Genomic DNA, 14,772 nt, shown 5'->3' on the forward strand with positions numbered 1-14,772 from the left:
TTAGAACCGACTCCAACACCGACGTTAGAACCGACTCCAACGCCCACACCAACGTTAGAACCAAATCCAACGCCCACACCAACGTTAGAACCGACTCCAACACCCACACCAACCTTAGAACCAACTCCAACGCCCACACCAACGTTAGAACCGACTCCAACACCGACGTTAGAACCGACTCCAACGCCCACACCAACGTTAGAACCAACTCCAACGCCCACACCGACGTTAGAACCGACTCCAACACCGACAATAGCTCCAACGCCCACACCGACGTTAGAACCGACCCCAGTACCAACCTTAGCCCCTACCCCAACACCCACACCAACCTTAGCCCCTACCCCAACACCATTACCTCCTGGTGATACCACTCCTCCGACAGTTACCCTTGAGCAAAATCGTCCCTTCTCTAACAATACTGTTTACTTGAAGGTTACATTTAGTGAACCGGTTAAGGGGTTTGAAGCGAATGATCTCCTTTTAGGAGGAACTGCGAACCCCAAAACTGCAAAAATTACAGGTAGTGGGAGCATCTATGAGGTAGAGATCACGGGAATGACAACCTCTGGGAATGTTTCGGTTACACTTCCAGCCAATACTGTTACTGATGAAGCAGGCAATTTTAACCAACAGAATACCGTCATTGATCAACTGACTAACTTTAGCCCATCAGACAACCGAAATGTAAATTTCATTAACGCGACGGCTGCAAGTCTGGGGCTTACCCCAGCACAACTAGAGGCACTACCAGTATTTCAAACAGCGTCAAATTATGGAGATCCCAAGCCGATAGTTCAAGCATTGTTATCTAAAATGACATCTAGTGGTGTGGGTCTTGATGCATTTACAAATCCTGCCTTTGTAGACCTAATACAAAGCGCAGGAAATTCATCTAACGCTGTAAGACTATTGAACTCAATAAGTGATCAACAATTTGTTTTGCTAAATCGATTAGGTTTGAGACAGTTTGGCAGTTCCGCTCTAAGTCGACCTAGATCATTTAGCAGACTCAGATACACTCAAATCACGTTAACTCACATGGAGGCTTTTAACTTTTTTAGTGTCAGGAAGTTTACGGGGCCTGGTGGCTTAATTGCCCCCAGTCTTTTGCAGAGACAGCGTAGCAATGATGACGACGATGATTACGGGCGTAAGGGAATGGAATCTCACGAAAACTTAATCGCACCTCAATATGATGTGATATCCTTTGTTGATGATCTTGCATCTGAGAATCTTAATTCTATCCCCCTGTTAGATCCAGGAGACGATAGATTTTCTCAGCATTATTATGTATTGAATTCCAATGGGGGTATTGTATTCCCTCTGGAAGTTCCCCAGAAATTGAGTATTTCTGAACAACCGATTAACGCCAACGCGACGAATCAGGAAATATTTGAACATTTCAATCGAGAAAGCTTTGAAGTTTCTGTCCCTGAAAAGATTGGCGGTGCAATGTTGACGGTAAATAATCGCACCTTGCAAAATTTACAAGCTGATCTTCAAGAAACGCTAGGAACTGAATCTTCTGAACTCAATCAATTGGCTCAACAAATTTTAACTCGGTTTGATGCTAATACCCAATGGGATTTCTCTCTGGTTGCTCCTTTCTCCCAATTGCCAGAGGATTTGCCGAGTCCTCAGCCAATTTTGATGCAAGCCAATGTAGCTTTATCACAGCAAACAGGAATCAAAAATCAACAAATCAGCTTGATTGATAGTACGGATTTGCCCAATTCTATTATTCAACTCCAAAAGATTAATGTTGCTTTATTAAGGGGGCAAATGCAACTCTTGGGCGATGTCGGAAAAAATATTGTTGTTGGAGATAAACTAAGCCAAACCATAGCATTAGGTCAAGGAGATGATGAAGCTCATGGCGGGGCTGCTGGAGATCTTCTCTATGGTGGAAAAGATCATGATTTGCTATTTGGAAATCAAGACAATGATAACTTGTTTGGAGATGTAGGAAATGACAACCTTTATGGTGGACAAGGAGATGATTTCTTAGATGGAGGAGAAGGCGATGATCACCTATTTGGAGATGTAGGAAATGATATTTTAATCGGAGGTAAAGGACGCGATCGCTTTTATATTGCAGGGAATACAGGAGTAGATCTGATTAATGATTTTACTCTAGGTGAAGATCAAATTCAGTTAACAGGCGGATTAAGTCTTGAAGCGTTGCAAATCACAACCGTTAATGGTAATACAATCATTAAACTTGCCAATACGGGAGAGGAACTTGTAAAACTATTGGGTTTTGATAGTACCTTAATTAATTCCTCAGATATTGATCGCTTGATAGTAGTTAGCTAGGAAGTGAGGTATAGTAGCTGACGGGTAGCCACACCGTCAGCCTAAGCCAACGCCAAATGTACTTCGTCTCCAATATTTTCTTCTGTTATCTTTCTGACGAGATACAGACTGTGTTGAGGGGGTGTCAGTGGTTTAAGCCAACTTTCTGTTTCTTCTGATACTATCCCCGTTGAAGTTGGACACCGTAGAGAAGCGGGGGTAGTTCACTGTTGCTCAAGGTCGCCAAAAGCCGGAACTCAATAGCTAAAGCTCAGAAATGAGAACCCTTCCCTAAGCATAAACATCTGTGTTAAGGTATCTCTTGAATAAATTTAGCCCATAACAATGGAAAATATTGATTTAGAAACTGCGGTTCCCGTTGGACTTGCTTTAGTGATTATTGTTGGTAGTTTCTTAATGATGTTTACCAATTTCTGGACAACAGCCTTAAAAAAAAGAAACCGTGATCAGTAGGAGTTCAGCCTTTGGACAGAAAGCAAAAAACTTTAATTATTGATAATATTGTTTTGTACAATTTGAATCAATAAACTGAATCAATAAACGATTAACCCATCGAATTAAACGTTATAGGAGAAAGCTTAAAACCTAAAAAATATTAAATTTCAAGTCATTCATAGAAATCAGAGTTTTCAACATGATCGATTTAACTACAATTGCTGAGTTTTCTCGTGCGAACTGTTTAGAAATTTGTGCCTTTTTAGTGCCGTTTAATTTATTAGCAACCTTACAAACTTTAATTTTTATTGGTTTAAACCGTCCGGCTTCTCAAATTGTTTTAATTGCGGGATTTGCCAGTTTATATTCAGGGTTGATGGTCTTGCACGTTTTCTCCTGGTTTATGATTGGTGTGGTCATGATTCCCACCTATATTCTATTATCATTAGGAACCACCTGTTTAATTATTAATATTTGGGCGGTTCAATCTCCATCTCGTTTAAAATTTGTAATTGAAAAAATTGTTTTATCCGCTCAAAAAATGATCGGCAAAGTTCAAAAATTAGGCTTTAACTAAACTGATGAAATCCACTGAAACAATATCCCCCAAAGTTTTATCCCCAGGACTTCTACGCCGAGTTCATCACATTGCATTTAATGTGGTTGATTTACAAAAATCTCGATATTTTTATGGTACAATCTTAGGATTACATGAATTAATCGGGGATGAAGTGCCCAGCACATTAAAATCTCTGGTTGAAGCGGGAAAAGTCGCTAATTTTGTGACCCCAGATGGAACTGTAATTGATTTATTTGCTGAACCCGATTTAAACCCCCCTGATCCTGATCCTAAAAAAGCCTTTACTCGCGTTAATCATTTAGCTTTTGATATTGCGCCAGAAGCTTTTGAACAAGCAGTAGAAGTCTTGCACGCAAATTCTATTGTAATGGATCACGGCCCCGTCACCCGACCCACCGGACGTGGCATTTATTTCTACGACCCCGATGGTTTTATCATTGAAATTCGCTGTGATCCCGAATAAAAAAGACCAGCTTAGAATTTAACCTGCTGGTCTATATTCATGGATACCGTTGTTGTTTTGACTTGAAGAATCCTAAACGCCGCGTTCCTTCATCTGCCTGCGGGTAGAAATTTTCAAATCTCACATTAACTATTGTATCAAGAGTTACTCAATTTTTTTACAAAACTTTATTGTTATCGGTGCTCAGGAGAACATCCTCAACCGTTAACCTATCCTCGATTCGCTTGTTGAATTTGCTGATTATACATCGAGCGTAACACACGACCGGGATCAACCCAACGACCGCTATGTTTTAAACCCCAATGCAGGTGGGGGCCCGTTGTCCGTCCGGTCATCCCCACTCTGGCAATTCTTGTTCCTGAAGGCACTTGTTGACCTTCCCAAAGTTGAATTCCACCTTCTCGGTCAATAAAATAAGTCCCTTGACTGGTTTTTTCGACATAGCCTTGAATATGGCAATAAATATGTTCCCATTGGCCAGACTGAATCGCAATTCCAGTCCCACAACGATCATCTTGCCAAACTTCCACAACCGTTCCTTGCCACCAGTTACGAATATAACTGCCTTGAGGTGCTGCTAAATCTAAACCATAGTGAAAACCAGACCCTCGATATCCAAAGGGAGAGGTATATTCTTGAAAGTTTTCCACCGGGAAGGACGCGCCTGACCAGTTTAAACCGGTTGCAACTTCCGTATTTTGAGCTTTGGCAAACTGTTGTTTCCATCCCAGCCCTAAAAAACCCAGACCCATTAAACCCGCCAGTAAAAGAAGTTTGTGGGGACGTAATAATTTAGATTTTGCCATTCCGTTTGACTCCTCAATCACCAAAAAGGGGTTGTTAGTCGAATTTTTGATCACGTTTCAGTGGATAACACCCAGGCATCAGGCTGTATTTTACTCGATTTTGGTGATTTGTTAACCAGATGCCGACCCAAACACCTAAAACCCGACCGCAATAACCCCTTTAAAGATTTAACGCTTTATTCTGCATTGGCTCCTTTGCCAAAAAATTTCGGAGGTTCTGCTAAAGTATAAATTTGGGTTTCAGTAGCGATCGCATCCCGTAAATGTTTAGGAATTTGTAACATCCCTAACATGGTTGTGCCATCAAACATCTTTAACCCCCCAGTGGTGTTTTCTTGTAAGATTTGATTCACCCTGTCCGGGTCAGGACGAGTATTCATCGCTTGGTTAGAAACGATAATAAAACTCCAGGGACTACCGTAGGTTGAAATATAACTGGTATAGGAGTGAACATGAGGAAAGACCGTTTTTAAGGTATTCACCAAGCGCACGTGCAGTTTCAGTTCATTAGGGGAAACTGGGCCAGCTTGAATCACGCCATAGCCATCCGGGGTTAAAATTTGGCGAATTTTCTCAAAATATTCTTTGGTGAAGAGTTTGAAAGATGGCCCCTCTTCAATGGGATCGGATAAATCCGAAATCACAATATCCCATTTTTCTTGAGTTTGTTCTAAGAAATCAATAGCATCTCCGATAATCAGTTGGGTGCGAGGATCATCAAAAGCTCCTAAGTGCATTTCTGGAAGATGTTGTTTACAAGCTTCGACCACATCTCCATCCAAGTCAATCATTGCTACACATTCAAGCGTTTTCCAGCGTAACACTTCCCGAATGGTTGCTCCTTCTCCGCCCCCCAACACCGCAACTTTTTTAGGAGCACCATGATAAACCGAAGCGACATGAACTAAAGGTTCATGATAGAGAAATTCATCTCCGGTACAAGACTGCCATTTACCATCGAGAACCAAGGCTTTTCCATAAGCACCTGTTTCCACAACATACATATCTTGATAGGGGGTTTTTTTATAAGCTAATACTTTGGTAATTCCATGTACATAAATATCCCAAGGTGTGATATACTCACTTACCCAAAAATCAGCTTGCAGTTCACTACCAGCCATAATTACATCTCCTAAAAATATACAGATCCAATGTTCTAGGGTAAAACATTCTGGATCTGCTCAGGCATAAGTTATTAATGTATTAATCTTTCTGCTGTGTGTACAGCATTCCAAAACACGAATCATTGCAACCGTACCTGACCTTAAGTCCTTAATGATGGCTTTGCTTTGTTCCTGAATTGTGGTATGGCAACAGAATAACTTTACCTGCTATACCATCTATAGCGCTACGCATTACGGTTAGGACTTCGGAGTTAATCCAGCAAACCCTTTCAGTTCTTACAGTTAAGCTGTTCCCTCGAAAAGTAGCGCTATATCTTGATCAATTCATACCGATAGAACCCGGTTTCTGATGTTAGTTATAGCGCGGATCGAGATTGAACATCAAAAACCGAATATCAGATTTTTATTGTTTAATATTAACCCGAGGAAGCCGATGTTTAAAACCACACAAGATTTCCCAAGAAATCGTACCTAATGTATTTGCCCAATCATCCGCAGAAATAGAATAATCTCCATCCTGACCTAATAACGTGACAACTTCTCCCACTTGTAAATCAGGAATATTACTAACATCTAACATAATTTGATCCATTGTAATTGCTCCGATTTGAGAGACAAATTGACCTCGAATTAACCCTTTCATTTTATTAGATAAATTCCGAGGAATTCCATCAGCATAACCAATCCCAACTACAGCAATTCTAGTTTGTTTTTTGGCAATAAATTGATAACCATAACTCACCCCCGTTCCCGCTTCAATAATTTTAACTTGTGTCACCCGTGCTTTAATTTGCATAACGGGTTTTAAGGCAACGGCAGATTCTAAATGGGGGGCTGGATAAAGACCATAAAGACTTAATCCAATTCGTACTAGATCATAATGTAAATTAGAATCAGCTAAGGTTGCTGCCGAATTGGCAATATGTAATAACGGAAATTTTGCTTTCTTGTTAGATTCCCAATGCTCCCGAATTTCATGAATTACATTTTCAAAACGATAATGTTGTTGTCGCATTATCGTTGGATCTGGACTATCGGCTGTAGCAAAATGAGAATAAATTCCAGCTAATTCTAAATTGGGTAATCGTTGCACTAATTGGAAAAATTCTAATCCTTGTTGCCAAGGTGTTCCTAACCGAGACATTCCCGTATCAATCTTAATTTGCACCTCTAAACATTGATTCAAGGAACTTAATGTTTCTGAAAATAATAATGCCTGTTGAGGTGTACATAGTGTCGGTTGTAGTTGCCAATGGGCGATCGCTTGTACTTCCCCTGGGGTATGGATTGCCCCTAATACTAAAATGGGTTTTTTAATTCCGGCTTCCCGTAATTCGATCCCCTCTGGAAGCGTGGCTACCGCTAACCACCCAACACCAGCCTGACAAACGGTTTTTGCCACCGAAACTGCCCCATGTCCATAGGCATCGGCTTTGACAACCGCCATTAATTGAGTTTGGCTAGACAATATTTGTTGAATTTGGCGAACATTTTCCCTCAATGCTTCTAAATCGACTTCTACCCATGCCCGTTGAAGAATTCCGACTTCTAGCTCAGAATTCACCACTGATGGATCAACACACTGATTTGCCCTATTTCCAATCGATATTGATTTTCCGCTTACCATATTTTAATTGACTCCTCAACCCAAAACGAAATTGACAATTTCTAATCAAAAAAATTGCCCTACCAGTTATTTACAGCTTTCTACTCGATTGTCAACTGTCCGATTGATAGCAGCGATCAATCAGGTTGACTGTATTTTTGCCGATTAACCCCTGAAAACGTTAAGCTGTGTTAATATCGGTCAAATCTTATTACAGAATCCAGACAATGGGTAATGTGTTAGTTTTGAATGCCTCCTATGAGCCACTCAATATTACGACTTGGCGACGGGCGGTGATCTTGTTGCTCAAAGAAAAAGCCGAGCAAGTCGAACATAATGGAAAATTCATTCTTCCCGATTTTCCATTGCCAACGGTCATCCGACTTCGCCACTATGTTCGGGTTCCTTATAAGGATATTCCATTAACCCGAAAGAATATCCTGCACCGGGATAGTCATTCTTGTCAATACTGTGGTCACACCGGAGATGATTTAACTTTGGATCACGTGATTCCGCGTTCTCGTGGAGGTGCTGATTCTTGGGAAAATCTGGTTTCGGCTTGTGTCCAGTGCAATGTCAAAAAAGGCAGTCGCACACCAAAAGAAGCGGGGATGACGTTGCGAATACCGCCGCGAAAACCCTACAGCAGCCTCTATTTTGAAGTGACGAAGCACGTCAAAAGTGGCATGAACAAAGAGTGGCAAAAATATATTATTGGTCTTTAAGCCCCTGTCTATATCAAATACAGGGGTTTTTTGTTAGTCGGGTTTCAGGTGTTGATCGGTTCTTAATCTGTTAAAAATTAAGAATTACGAATTAAGAATTACGAATTGTAATTGGTAATTCTTAATTAAATGTTGATTCTGAATTGAAAAAATTTTTATGACGGATTTATACTTAATTCGGCACGGAATTGCAGCAGAACACGGAACGTATCAAAATGATGATGAACGCCCGTTAACGAAAGAAGGAGATCGCAAAACTCGAAAAGTTGCCGATCGCCTCAAAGAGTTAGAATTAGAATTTGATGTCATCCTGACCAGTCCCCTAATCCGCGCCCGCCAAACCGCAGAAATTCTCAAAGCCGCAGGATTATCACAGCAGTTAGAAGAATGTGCAGCGTTAGCGCCTTCAGGTAATATTCATGATTGGGTAAATTGGTACAACCACTGGAAAACAAAACCGAGTAAAGCATTAGCTTTAGTCGGACATCAACCGGATTTGGGTCATTGGGCAGAATTATTACTCTGGGGGGAGTATCGAGACTGCTTAATTGTCAAAAAAGCAGGGGTGATCGGGATCTCCCTCTCATCAGAGGGTTCTCCCATCGGTCAGAGTCAACTTTTCTGGTTAACTCCTCCTAAATTTTTGATCGCTTAAGCTGTTGATCCCTTCCCTAAAGCCGTTGGAAAGTTAATAAATTCCTGTTAAAACGAAAACACTATTAACTACTCTGATAATGTACCTTGAGAAAGATCCACATACATACATAAACTTCTATGACGGCTGTTAGTGAATTCAAACCCGGTCTTGAAGGCGTTCCAGCCACCTTGTCTAGCATTAGCTACGTTGATGGACAAAAAGGCATTCTGGAGTACCGAGGAATTAGTATTGAGCAACTTGCTAAGTATAGTACCTTTCTGGAAACTTCTTATTTGTTAATTTGGGGAAAACTTCCGACTCAAGATGAATTAGCTGCATTTGAGCATGAAATTCGCTACCATCGACGGATTAAATATCGGATTCGGGACATGATGAAATGCTTTCCCGAAACGGGTCATCCGATGGATGCCCTACAAACCTCGGCGGCGGCTTTAGGATTATTCTATTCTCGTCGGGCTTTGGATAATCCTCAATATATCCGTGAAGCGGTGGTGCGCTTAGTCGCTAAAATTCCCACGATGGTTGCTGCGTTCCAATTAATGCGGAAAGGAAATGATCCGGTACAACCCCGTGATGATTTAGATTATTCCGCCAATTTCCTGTATATGTTGAGTGAAAAGGAACCTGATCCCTTAGCAGCGTCGGTGTTTGATGTCTGTCTCACCCTTCATGCCGAACACACGATTAATGCTTCTACATTCTCGGCGATGGTGACTGCTTCTACCTTAACCGATCCCTATGCGGTGATTGCTTCAGCCGTTGGTACTTTGGCAGGGCCATTGCATGGGGGGGCGAATGAAGAAGTTTTAGTGATGTTAGAAGAAATTGGTGCACCTGAAAATGTCGCTCCCTATGTAGATAGTCTGATCGCTCAAAAATCTAAGATTATGGGATTCGGACATCGGGTGTATAAAGTTAAAGACCCCCGTGCTACGATTTTGCAGCAATTAGCCGAAAAACTGTTTGAGAAGTTTGGCCATGATCAATATTATGAAATTGCTCTGGAATTAGAACGGGTTGTGGCTGATCGTTTAGGGGGAAAAGGTATTTATCCTAATGTTGATTTCTATTCGGGTCTGGTTTACCGCAAGTTAGGGATTCCCTCGGATTTATTTACCCCAATTTTTGCGATCGCTCGTGTTTCCGGTTGGTTAGCTCACTGGAAAGAACAACTGACCAAAAACCGCATCTTCCGCCCGACTCAAATTTATACGGGTTCTCACAATGAAACCTACGTTCCTATCGATGAACGCAATTGTGCCATTAGCCTAGAAGATTCATCCTTGTAAGGAGTAGAAGTTGCATCTGAAGGCTGTTGTCTGTTAACCCTCAATCGTCAACAGACGACGGACAACAGACCACAGGTGCTTTTTCTTGCCGATATCTCAATATTCTTAATCAAACAGATAAGCAAACTCGGAGAGTTCGCTTAAATTTTAACGACGGTCAAACGCTATACTGGTTTACGGTAAAGTATTAAAAAATCTTTACGTTGCTGTTTTTAGATTAATCAAGCATCCATTGTTGCGGATCACAAATTCCATGAACCCAGGAATTGACTTACAAGGAATTTTTGTAGAAGGCCTAACCGGTTTGGGCTTACCGTCAGAGATTGCTAAATTGCTTTGGCTACCTCTGCCCATGGCACTGATGCTGGTAGGAGCAACCGTTGGTGTGTTAGCAACGGTCTGGCTCGAACGGAAAATTTCCGCCGCAGCCCAACAACGAATCGGCCCTGAATATATTGGCCCGATGGGAACCTTAGCTCCTTTAGCTGATGGTTTGAAATTACTGTTTAAAGAAGATACGATCCCCACCAATTCAGACCCTTGGTTATTTACTTTGGGGCCTATTATTGTAGCAATTCCCGTGTTTTTGTCCTATCTGGTTGTCCCGTTTGGACAAAACATGGTAATTACGGATTTAGGAACCGCTATTTTTCTGTGGATTGCTCTGTCTAGTATTCAACCGATTGGATTGTTAATGTCGGGTTATGCCTCCAATAATAAATATTCTTTATTAGGGGGGTTACGGGCTGCGGCACAATCGATTAGTTATGAAATTCCCCTGGCTTTAGCGGTTCTGGCTGTGGTGATGATGTCCAATAGTATGAGTACCTTGGATATTGTTAATCAGCAGTCCGGCTATGGGATTTTAGGTTGGAATATTTGGCGTCAACCCGTTGGATTTCTCATCTTCTGGATTGCAGCCTTAGCCGAATGTGAACGCTTACCGTTTGATTTACCTGAAGCGGAAGAAGAACTGGTGGCTGGTTATCAAACTGAATATGCAGGGATGAAGTTTGCTCTGTATTATTTAGCGTCTTATGTCAATTTGGTGCTGTCATCCTTGATGGTAGCGGTTTTATACCTGGGGGGTTGGGATTTCCCAATTCCGGTTGATCAGGTAGCTCAAGTCTTAGGCTTAAGTGAAACTACACCCTGGTTACAAGTGATTTTGGCGATGCTTGGCATCACCATGACGGTTTTAAAAGCTTATCTGTTGGTCTTTACAGCGATTTTATTGCGTTGGACAGTTCCTCGCGTGCGGATTGACCAACTGTTAAATCTGGGTTGGAAATTTTTACTACCCGTTGGTTTAGTGAATTTGCTGTTAACTGCCGCGCTGAAGTTGGCTTTCCCCGTTGCTTTTGGTGGATAAGCCGTGCTCGCTTGTCAACTCCGATTCCTTAACACGGATTCAACAGATTAAAGGATTTTCAAAGAATCAGTAACCTTCATAAAATCCGATTAATTGGTGTTCAATCCGTGATCAGCTTTCATCTGTTCTGTGGTAGACACTATGCTAAAGTTTTTGAACCAAGTCACCGAATACGCGAAAGAAACCTTTGAAGCTGCCAAATATATCGGTCAAGGTCTTTCTGTCACCTTTGATCATATGCGTCGTCGCCCCATTACCGTTCAATACCCCTACGAAAAATTGATTCCTTCTGAACGGTTTCGAGGACGGATTCATTTTGAATTTGACAAATGTATTGCTTGCGAAGTTTGTGTTCGCGTCTGTCCAATTAATTTACCGGTGGTGGATTGGAACTATAACAAGGAAAGCAAGAAAAAGCAGCTTAAACACTACAGTATTGATTTTGGGGTTTGTATTTTCTGTGGAAATTGTGTGGAATACTGCCCGACCAATTGCCTTTCCATGACGGAGGAGTATGAATTAGCTGCCTATGACCGTCATGAGTTGAACTATGATAACGTCGCTCTCGGTCGTCTACCCTATAAGGTCACGAATGATCCCATGGTCACGCCTTTACGGGAATTTGCTTACTTACCGGCTGGGGAAATTGATCCCCATGATCTGCCGGAAACGGCTCGTCGTGCTGGGTTACGCCCAGAGTCCATGATTGAACAAATGGAAAAAAAAGAATAACGGTTGACCGTTGACAGGGAACCGTCAACGGTTAATTGCTTCTAAACCCGTCTAAATACTTTAACTAAGGGATGATTAAGTTGTGAATCTAGCAGAAGGAGTTCAATTTGTTGCGTTTGGCATTCTTGCCATTATGATGATTGCAGCTGCATTAGGTGTGGTGCTGCTCAATAATATCGTCTATTCTGCATTTTTGCTCGGTGGAGTATTTATTAGTATTGCAGGGTTATATATTCTCCTGAATGCTGATTTTGTTGCCGCCGCACAAGTTTTAATTTATGTGGGTTCAGTGAATGTTCTGATCCTATTTGGGATTATGTTAGTCAACAAGAGAGAAGCCTTTAAAGAACTTCCTCTGACTTGGCTTCGCAAAGGAGCAACGGCGGTTGTTTGTGTGGGATTATTTGCCTTGTTAGGAACAATGGTGTTGTCTACTTCTTGGTCAATTACTCCCGTTGTTGCACCTGTTGAAGGTTCCATTGCCTTAATTGGACAACACTTTTTTAGCGACTTCTTATTACCTTTTGAGTTAGCTTCGGTGTTTTTATTAATGGCAATGGTGGGAGCGATTATTCTAGCTCGTCGAGATTATCTTCCTGATGTTCCACCAACACAAAAAACTGAACCTCCCGTTTTAACGTTACAAGAACGTCCCCGTGAGTTAATTTCTGTCGGGAGCGATCGCCCTCAAGAGCGTTAGGGTTAAAAGGATTTTGGAAAAGGGATAGAAACAGAAAACTTTTACTCGCCCTGAACTTGTTGAAGGGTTGTTTTTTAAAATCAAGGAAATTGGAGAAAATTAGAAGACTATGGAATTACAACTGGAGTATTTTTTATTATTAGCAGCGGCTCTTTTTTGCATTGGAATTTATGGATTAATTACTAGCCGTAATGCCGTTCGAGTGTTAATGTCGATTGAATTATTATTAAATGCAGTTAATTTGAATTTAATGGCATTTTCTAATTTTTTAGATTCTGCTAATATTAAAGGTCAAGTTTTTACTGTCTTTGTAATTACTGTTGCTGCGGCGGAAGCTGCCGTGGGTTTAGCAATTGTTCTTGCCATTTATCGTAACCGAGATACGGTCGATATGGAAGAATTTAATTTGTTAAAGTGGTAAGTCAGTTATCAGTTATCAGTTATCAGTTATCAGGGAACGTCTAACGATATCAACTCCCCCAAGCAAATCTTTACAGGATGTAATCATACCCCCTCCCCCTGCTTCCCCTGCTCCCCCTGCCCTATGGCTGAACCACCATCACCGCATAATGGTCTAAACTTAGGAGTTCAGTCATAATATTCTGCAATTCTAAAGGTTGAAAAGATTGAATTTGTTCAGGATAAGTTACGGATAATTCAGGTTTCGCCACCGTGAAATAATAGCCATATAATCCAGCTAACTGTCCGGGGGTCTCCGTTGAAAAGGCATAGTCATTACAGAGAAAACGTTGACTTCGCCTGAGTTCTGCATCTGAAATCGGCTGAGTCATTAATTGATGAAGTTCTTCACAAATCAACCCTTCAACTTTCTCTAAATTTTCTGGTTGTAATAACGCACTAATGGTAAATAAGCTAGACTCTTGTTGTAGAGAAAAATCACTGCAAATATCATGGACAAGCTGAAGTTTTTCCCGTAATTTTTGGACTAATCGAGAAGTTCGTCCTGATGCAATCACAGAAGAAATTAAATCCAGTCCATAAGCTTGTCTTAAATGTTCAACCCCTGGCCCTGTCCAAGCTAAGGTTAATCGTGCTTCTTCAAGATAAGGTAAACGCAGTTCTTGGCGACGAATCGCTTGAATTTGGGGGCGAACAGTTTCATAAAGATGGGGATAATGAGCCGGAGGTAAAAAATCACCAAAAGCTTCCGTCACTAAATCCAGTGCTTGTTGTTCTTCCACACCCCCAATAATAACAATAGCCATGTTGTCAGGTTGGTAACGAGAGCGATGGAAGCACCGCATTTCATAAGGCGAGTGTTCCATTAATTTAGCTTCTGTACCCAAAACCGAACGACTGTAGGGATGACGTTCATAGACAATTTCCATCAAAGCTTGAAAACTTAGCCAATCAGGATCATCAGTGGCTTGACGAATTTCTTCTAAAACCACATCTCGTTCTCGATTAAACTCGCTCTCAGGAATCGAAGCGTGTAATAATAAATCCCCTAAAGCCTGTAATGTTTCCTTTAAATATTGAGGGGCAGTTGTAATATAAAAATGAGCATAATCGTGGCTGGTGGCAGCATTGGCGACCCCTCCGCAACTTTCAATCACTTGATCGAACACACCAGGGCCAATGCACTCTGTGCCTTTAAAAATCATGTGTTCTAAAAAGTGAGCCATCCCTGACCACATATCGGGTTCATAAATAGCTCCAGCCCGTACCCATACATCAACAACTACAACAGTGGTACACCGAATGTGCTGATGAATGACTGTTAAACCATTGTTTAACTTAAAGGTGCTGGCAGGAAACGTTGAAGGTATTAAAACTTGAGACAAATTGTTAAGGATTCAACTCCACTGAATCTAGCCTACGATGAATGAGTTGATTTTACCAGCTTTTCTATTGACTGGCAACTAGAGGAAAATACACAAAAAAATATCATCCTAGAGTAGAGACGTTGTATACAAGGTCTGTAGGTCGTCTGTGACAGACTGTT

General features: G+C 41.3%; 15 protein-coding genes. 11 read left to right on the forward strand and 4 right to left on the reverse strand.

From position 1 onward, the window contains the following. The 4 genes from ACKPEB_RS08670 to ACKPEB_RS08685 all read left to right on the forward strand — a co-directional run. Positions 1–2,316, forward strand: a 2,316-nt coding sequence (locus ACKPEB_RS08670; protein WP_408964488.1) for an Ig-like domain-containing protein, incomplete at its 5' end; no start/stop codon positions are given. 324 nt (positions 2,317–2,640) lie between these two features. Further along, positions 2,641–2,769, forward strand: a complete 129-nt coding sequence (locus ACKPEB_RS08675) for a hypothetical protein (RefSeq protein WP_408964489.1) — start codon at positions 2,641–2,643, stop codon at positions 2,767–2,769. 181 nt (positions 2,770–2,950) lie between these two features. Beyond that, entirely contained in the window at positions 2,951–3,328 is a 378-nt protein-coding gene (locus ACKPEB_RS08680) for a hypothetical protein (RefSeq protein WP_408964490.1), read from the forward strand. A 4-nt stretch (positions 3,329–3,332) separates the two neighbouring features. Then, positions 3,333–3,794, forward strand: a complete 462-nt coding sequence (locus ACKPEB_RS08685; protein ID WP_408964491.1) for a VOC family protein — start codon at positions 3,333–3,335, stop codon at positions 3,792–3,794. Between the two features lie 209 nt (positions 3,795–4,003). On the opposite strand, the gene ACKPEB_RS08690 is transcribed toward ACKPEB_RS08685, so the two are convergent. From ACKPEB_RS08690 to alr, 3 genes are all read right to left on the reverse strand, one after another. Then, positions 4,004–4,600 (reverse strand): M23 family metallopeptidase, encoded by a 597-nt coding sequence (locus ACKPEB_RS08690; RefSeq protein WP_408964492.1) that lies wholly within the window; start codon positions 4,598–4,600, stop codon positions 4,004–4,006. Positions 4,601–4,776: 176 nt separating this feature from the next. Continuing rightward, entirely contained in the window at positions 4,777–5,721 is a 945-nt protein-coding gene (locus ACKPEB_RS08695; protein ID WP_408964493.1) for a spermidine synthase, read from the reverse strand. A gap of 406 nt (positions 5,722–6,127) precedes the next feature. Continuing rightward, positions 6,128–7,351 carry an alanine racemase gene (gene alr, locus ACKPEB_RS08700; protein WP_408964494.1) on the reverse strand — a complete coding sequence of 408 codons (1,224 nt, stop codon included), beginning with the start codon at positions 7,349–7,351 and terminating at the stop codon, positions 6,128–6,130. A 206-nt stretch (positions 7,352–7,557) separates the two neighbouring features. On the opposite strand from alr, the gene ACKPEB_RS08705 reads away from it, so the two are divergent. The 7 genes from ACKPEB_RS08705 to nuoK all read left to right on the forward strand — a co-directional run bounded on the left by ACKPEB_RS08705 (position 7,558) and on the right by nuoK (position 13,227). Next, positions 7,558–8,055 carry an HNH endonuclease gene (locus ACKPEB_RS08705; RefSeq protein ID WP_408964495.1) on the forward strand — a complete coding sequence of 166 codons (498 nt, stop codon included), beginning with the start codon at positions 7,558–7,560 and terminating at the stop codon, positions 8,053–8,055. Between the two features lie 157 nt (positions 8,056–8,212). Further along, a complete protein-coding gene (gene sixA / locus ACKPEB_RS08710; protein WP_408964496.1) occupies positions 8,213–8,710 on the forward strand; it encodes a phosphohistidine phosphatase SixA in 498 nt (165 codons plus the stop codon). A 119-nt stretch (positions 8,711–8,829) separates the two neighbouring features. Continuing rightward, positions 8,830–10,002 carry a citrate synthase gene (locus ACKPEB_RS08715; RefSeq protein ID WP_408964497.1) on the forward strand — a complete coding sequence of 391 codons (1,173 nt, stop codon included), beginning with the start codon at positions 8,830–8,832 and terminating at the stop codon, positions 10,000–10,002. A gap of 253 nt (positions 10,003–10,255) precedes the next feature. Beyond that, positions 10,256–11,374: an NADH-quinone oxidoreductase subunit NuoH gene (gene nuoH, locus ACKPEB_RS08720; protein WP_408964498.1), complete on the forward strand. Its 1,119-nt coding sequence runs from the start codon at positions 10,256–10,258 to the stop codon at positions 11,372–11,374. A gap of 141 nt (positions 11,375–11,515) precedes the next feature. Then, positions 11,516–12,106 (forward strand): photosynthetic/respiratory NAD(P)H-quinone oxidoreductase subunit I, encoded by a 591-nt coding sequence (gene ndhI / locus ACKPEB_RS08725; protein ID WP_408964499.1) that lies wholly within the window; start codon positions 11,516–11,518, stop codon positions 12,104–12,106. A gap of 82 nt (positions 12,107–12,188) precedes the next feature. After that, positions 12,189–12,806 (forward strand): NADH-quinone oxidoreductase subunit J, encoded by a 618-nt coding sequence (locus tag ACKPEB_RS08730; protein WP_408964500.1) that lies wholly within the window; start codon positions 12,189–12,191, stop codon positions 12,804–12,806. 109 nt (positions 12,807–12,915) lie between these two features. Beyond that, complete coding sequence (nuoK, locus tag ACKPEB_RS08735) at positions 12,916–13,227, forward strand: photosynthetic/respiratory NAD(P)H-quinone oxidoreductase subunit E (RefSeq protein ID WP_408964501.1); 312 nt, start codon at positions 12,916–12,918, stop codon at positions 13,225–13,227. 121 nt (positions 13,228–13,348) lie between these two features. On the opposite strand, the gene ACKPEB_RS08740 is transcribed toward nuoK, so the two are convergent. Next, complete coding sequence (locus ACKPEB_RS08740; protein WP_408964502.1) at positions 13,349–14,611, reverse strand: M16 family metallopeptidase; 1,263 nt, start codon at positions 14,609–14,611, stop codon at positions 13,349–13,351. Positions 14,612–14,772 lie beyond the last annotated feature (161 nt).

It is taken from the genome of Planktothrix sp., assembly GCF_046067725.1.
Lineage (GTDB): Bacteria > Cyanobacteriota > Cyanobacteriia > Cyanobacteriales > Microcoleaceae > Planktothrix.

Coding starts and splice junctions, on each gene's coding strand:
- ACKPEB_RS08675 (WP_408964489.1), top strand. CDS start 2,641: ATGGAAAATATTGATTTAGAAACTGCGGTTCCCGTTGGACTTGCTTTA.
- ACKPEB_RS08680 (WP_408964490.1), top strand. CDS start 2,951: ATGATCGATTTAACTACAATTGCTGAGTTTTCTCGTGCGAACTGTTTA.
- ACKPEB_RS08685 (WP_408964491.1), top strand. CDS start 3,333: ATGAAATCCACTGAAACAATATCCCCCAAAGTTTTATCCCCAGGACTT.
- ACKPEB_RS08690 (WP_408964492.1), bottom strand. CDS start 4,600: ATGGCAAAATCTAAATTATTACGTCCCCACAAACTTCTTTTACTGGCG.
- ACKPEB_RS08695 (WP_408964493.1), bottom strand. CDS start 5,721: ATGGCTGGTAGTGAACTGCAAGCTGATTTTTGGGTAAGTGAGTATATC.
- alr (WP_408964494.1), bottom strand. CDS start 7,351: ATGGTAAGCGGAAAATCAATATCGATTGGAAATAGGGCAAATCAGTGT.
- ACKPEB_RS08705 (WP_408964495.1), top strand. CDS start 7,558: ATGGGTAATGTGTTAGTTTTGAATGCCTCCTATGAGCCACTCAATATT.
- sixA (WP_408964496.1), top strand. CDS start 8,213: ATGACGGATTTATACTTAATTCGGCACGGAATTGCAGCAGAACACGGA.
- ACKPEB_RS08715 (WP_408964497.1), top strand. CDS start 8,830: ATGACGGCTGTTAGTGAATTCAAACCCGGTCTTGAAGGCGTTCCAGCC.
- nuoH (WP_408964498.1), top strand. CDS start 10,256: ATGAACCCAGGAATTGACTTACAAGGAATTTTTGTAGAAGGCCTAACC.
- ndhI (WP_408964499.1), top strand. CDS start 11,516: ATGCTAAAGTTTTTGAACCAAGTCACCGAATACGCGAAAGAAACCTTT.
- nuoK (WP_408964501.1), top strand. CDS start 12,916: ATGGAATTACAACTGGAGTATTTTTTATTATTAGCAGCGGCTCTTTTT.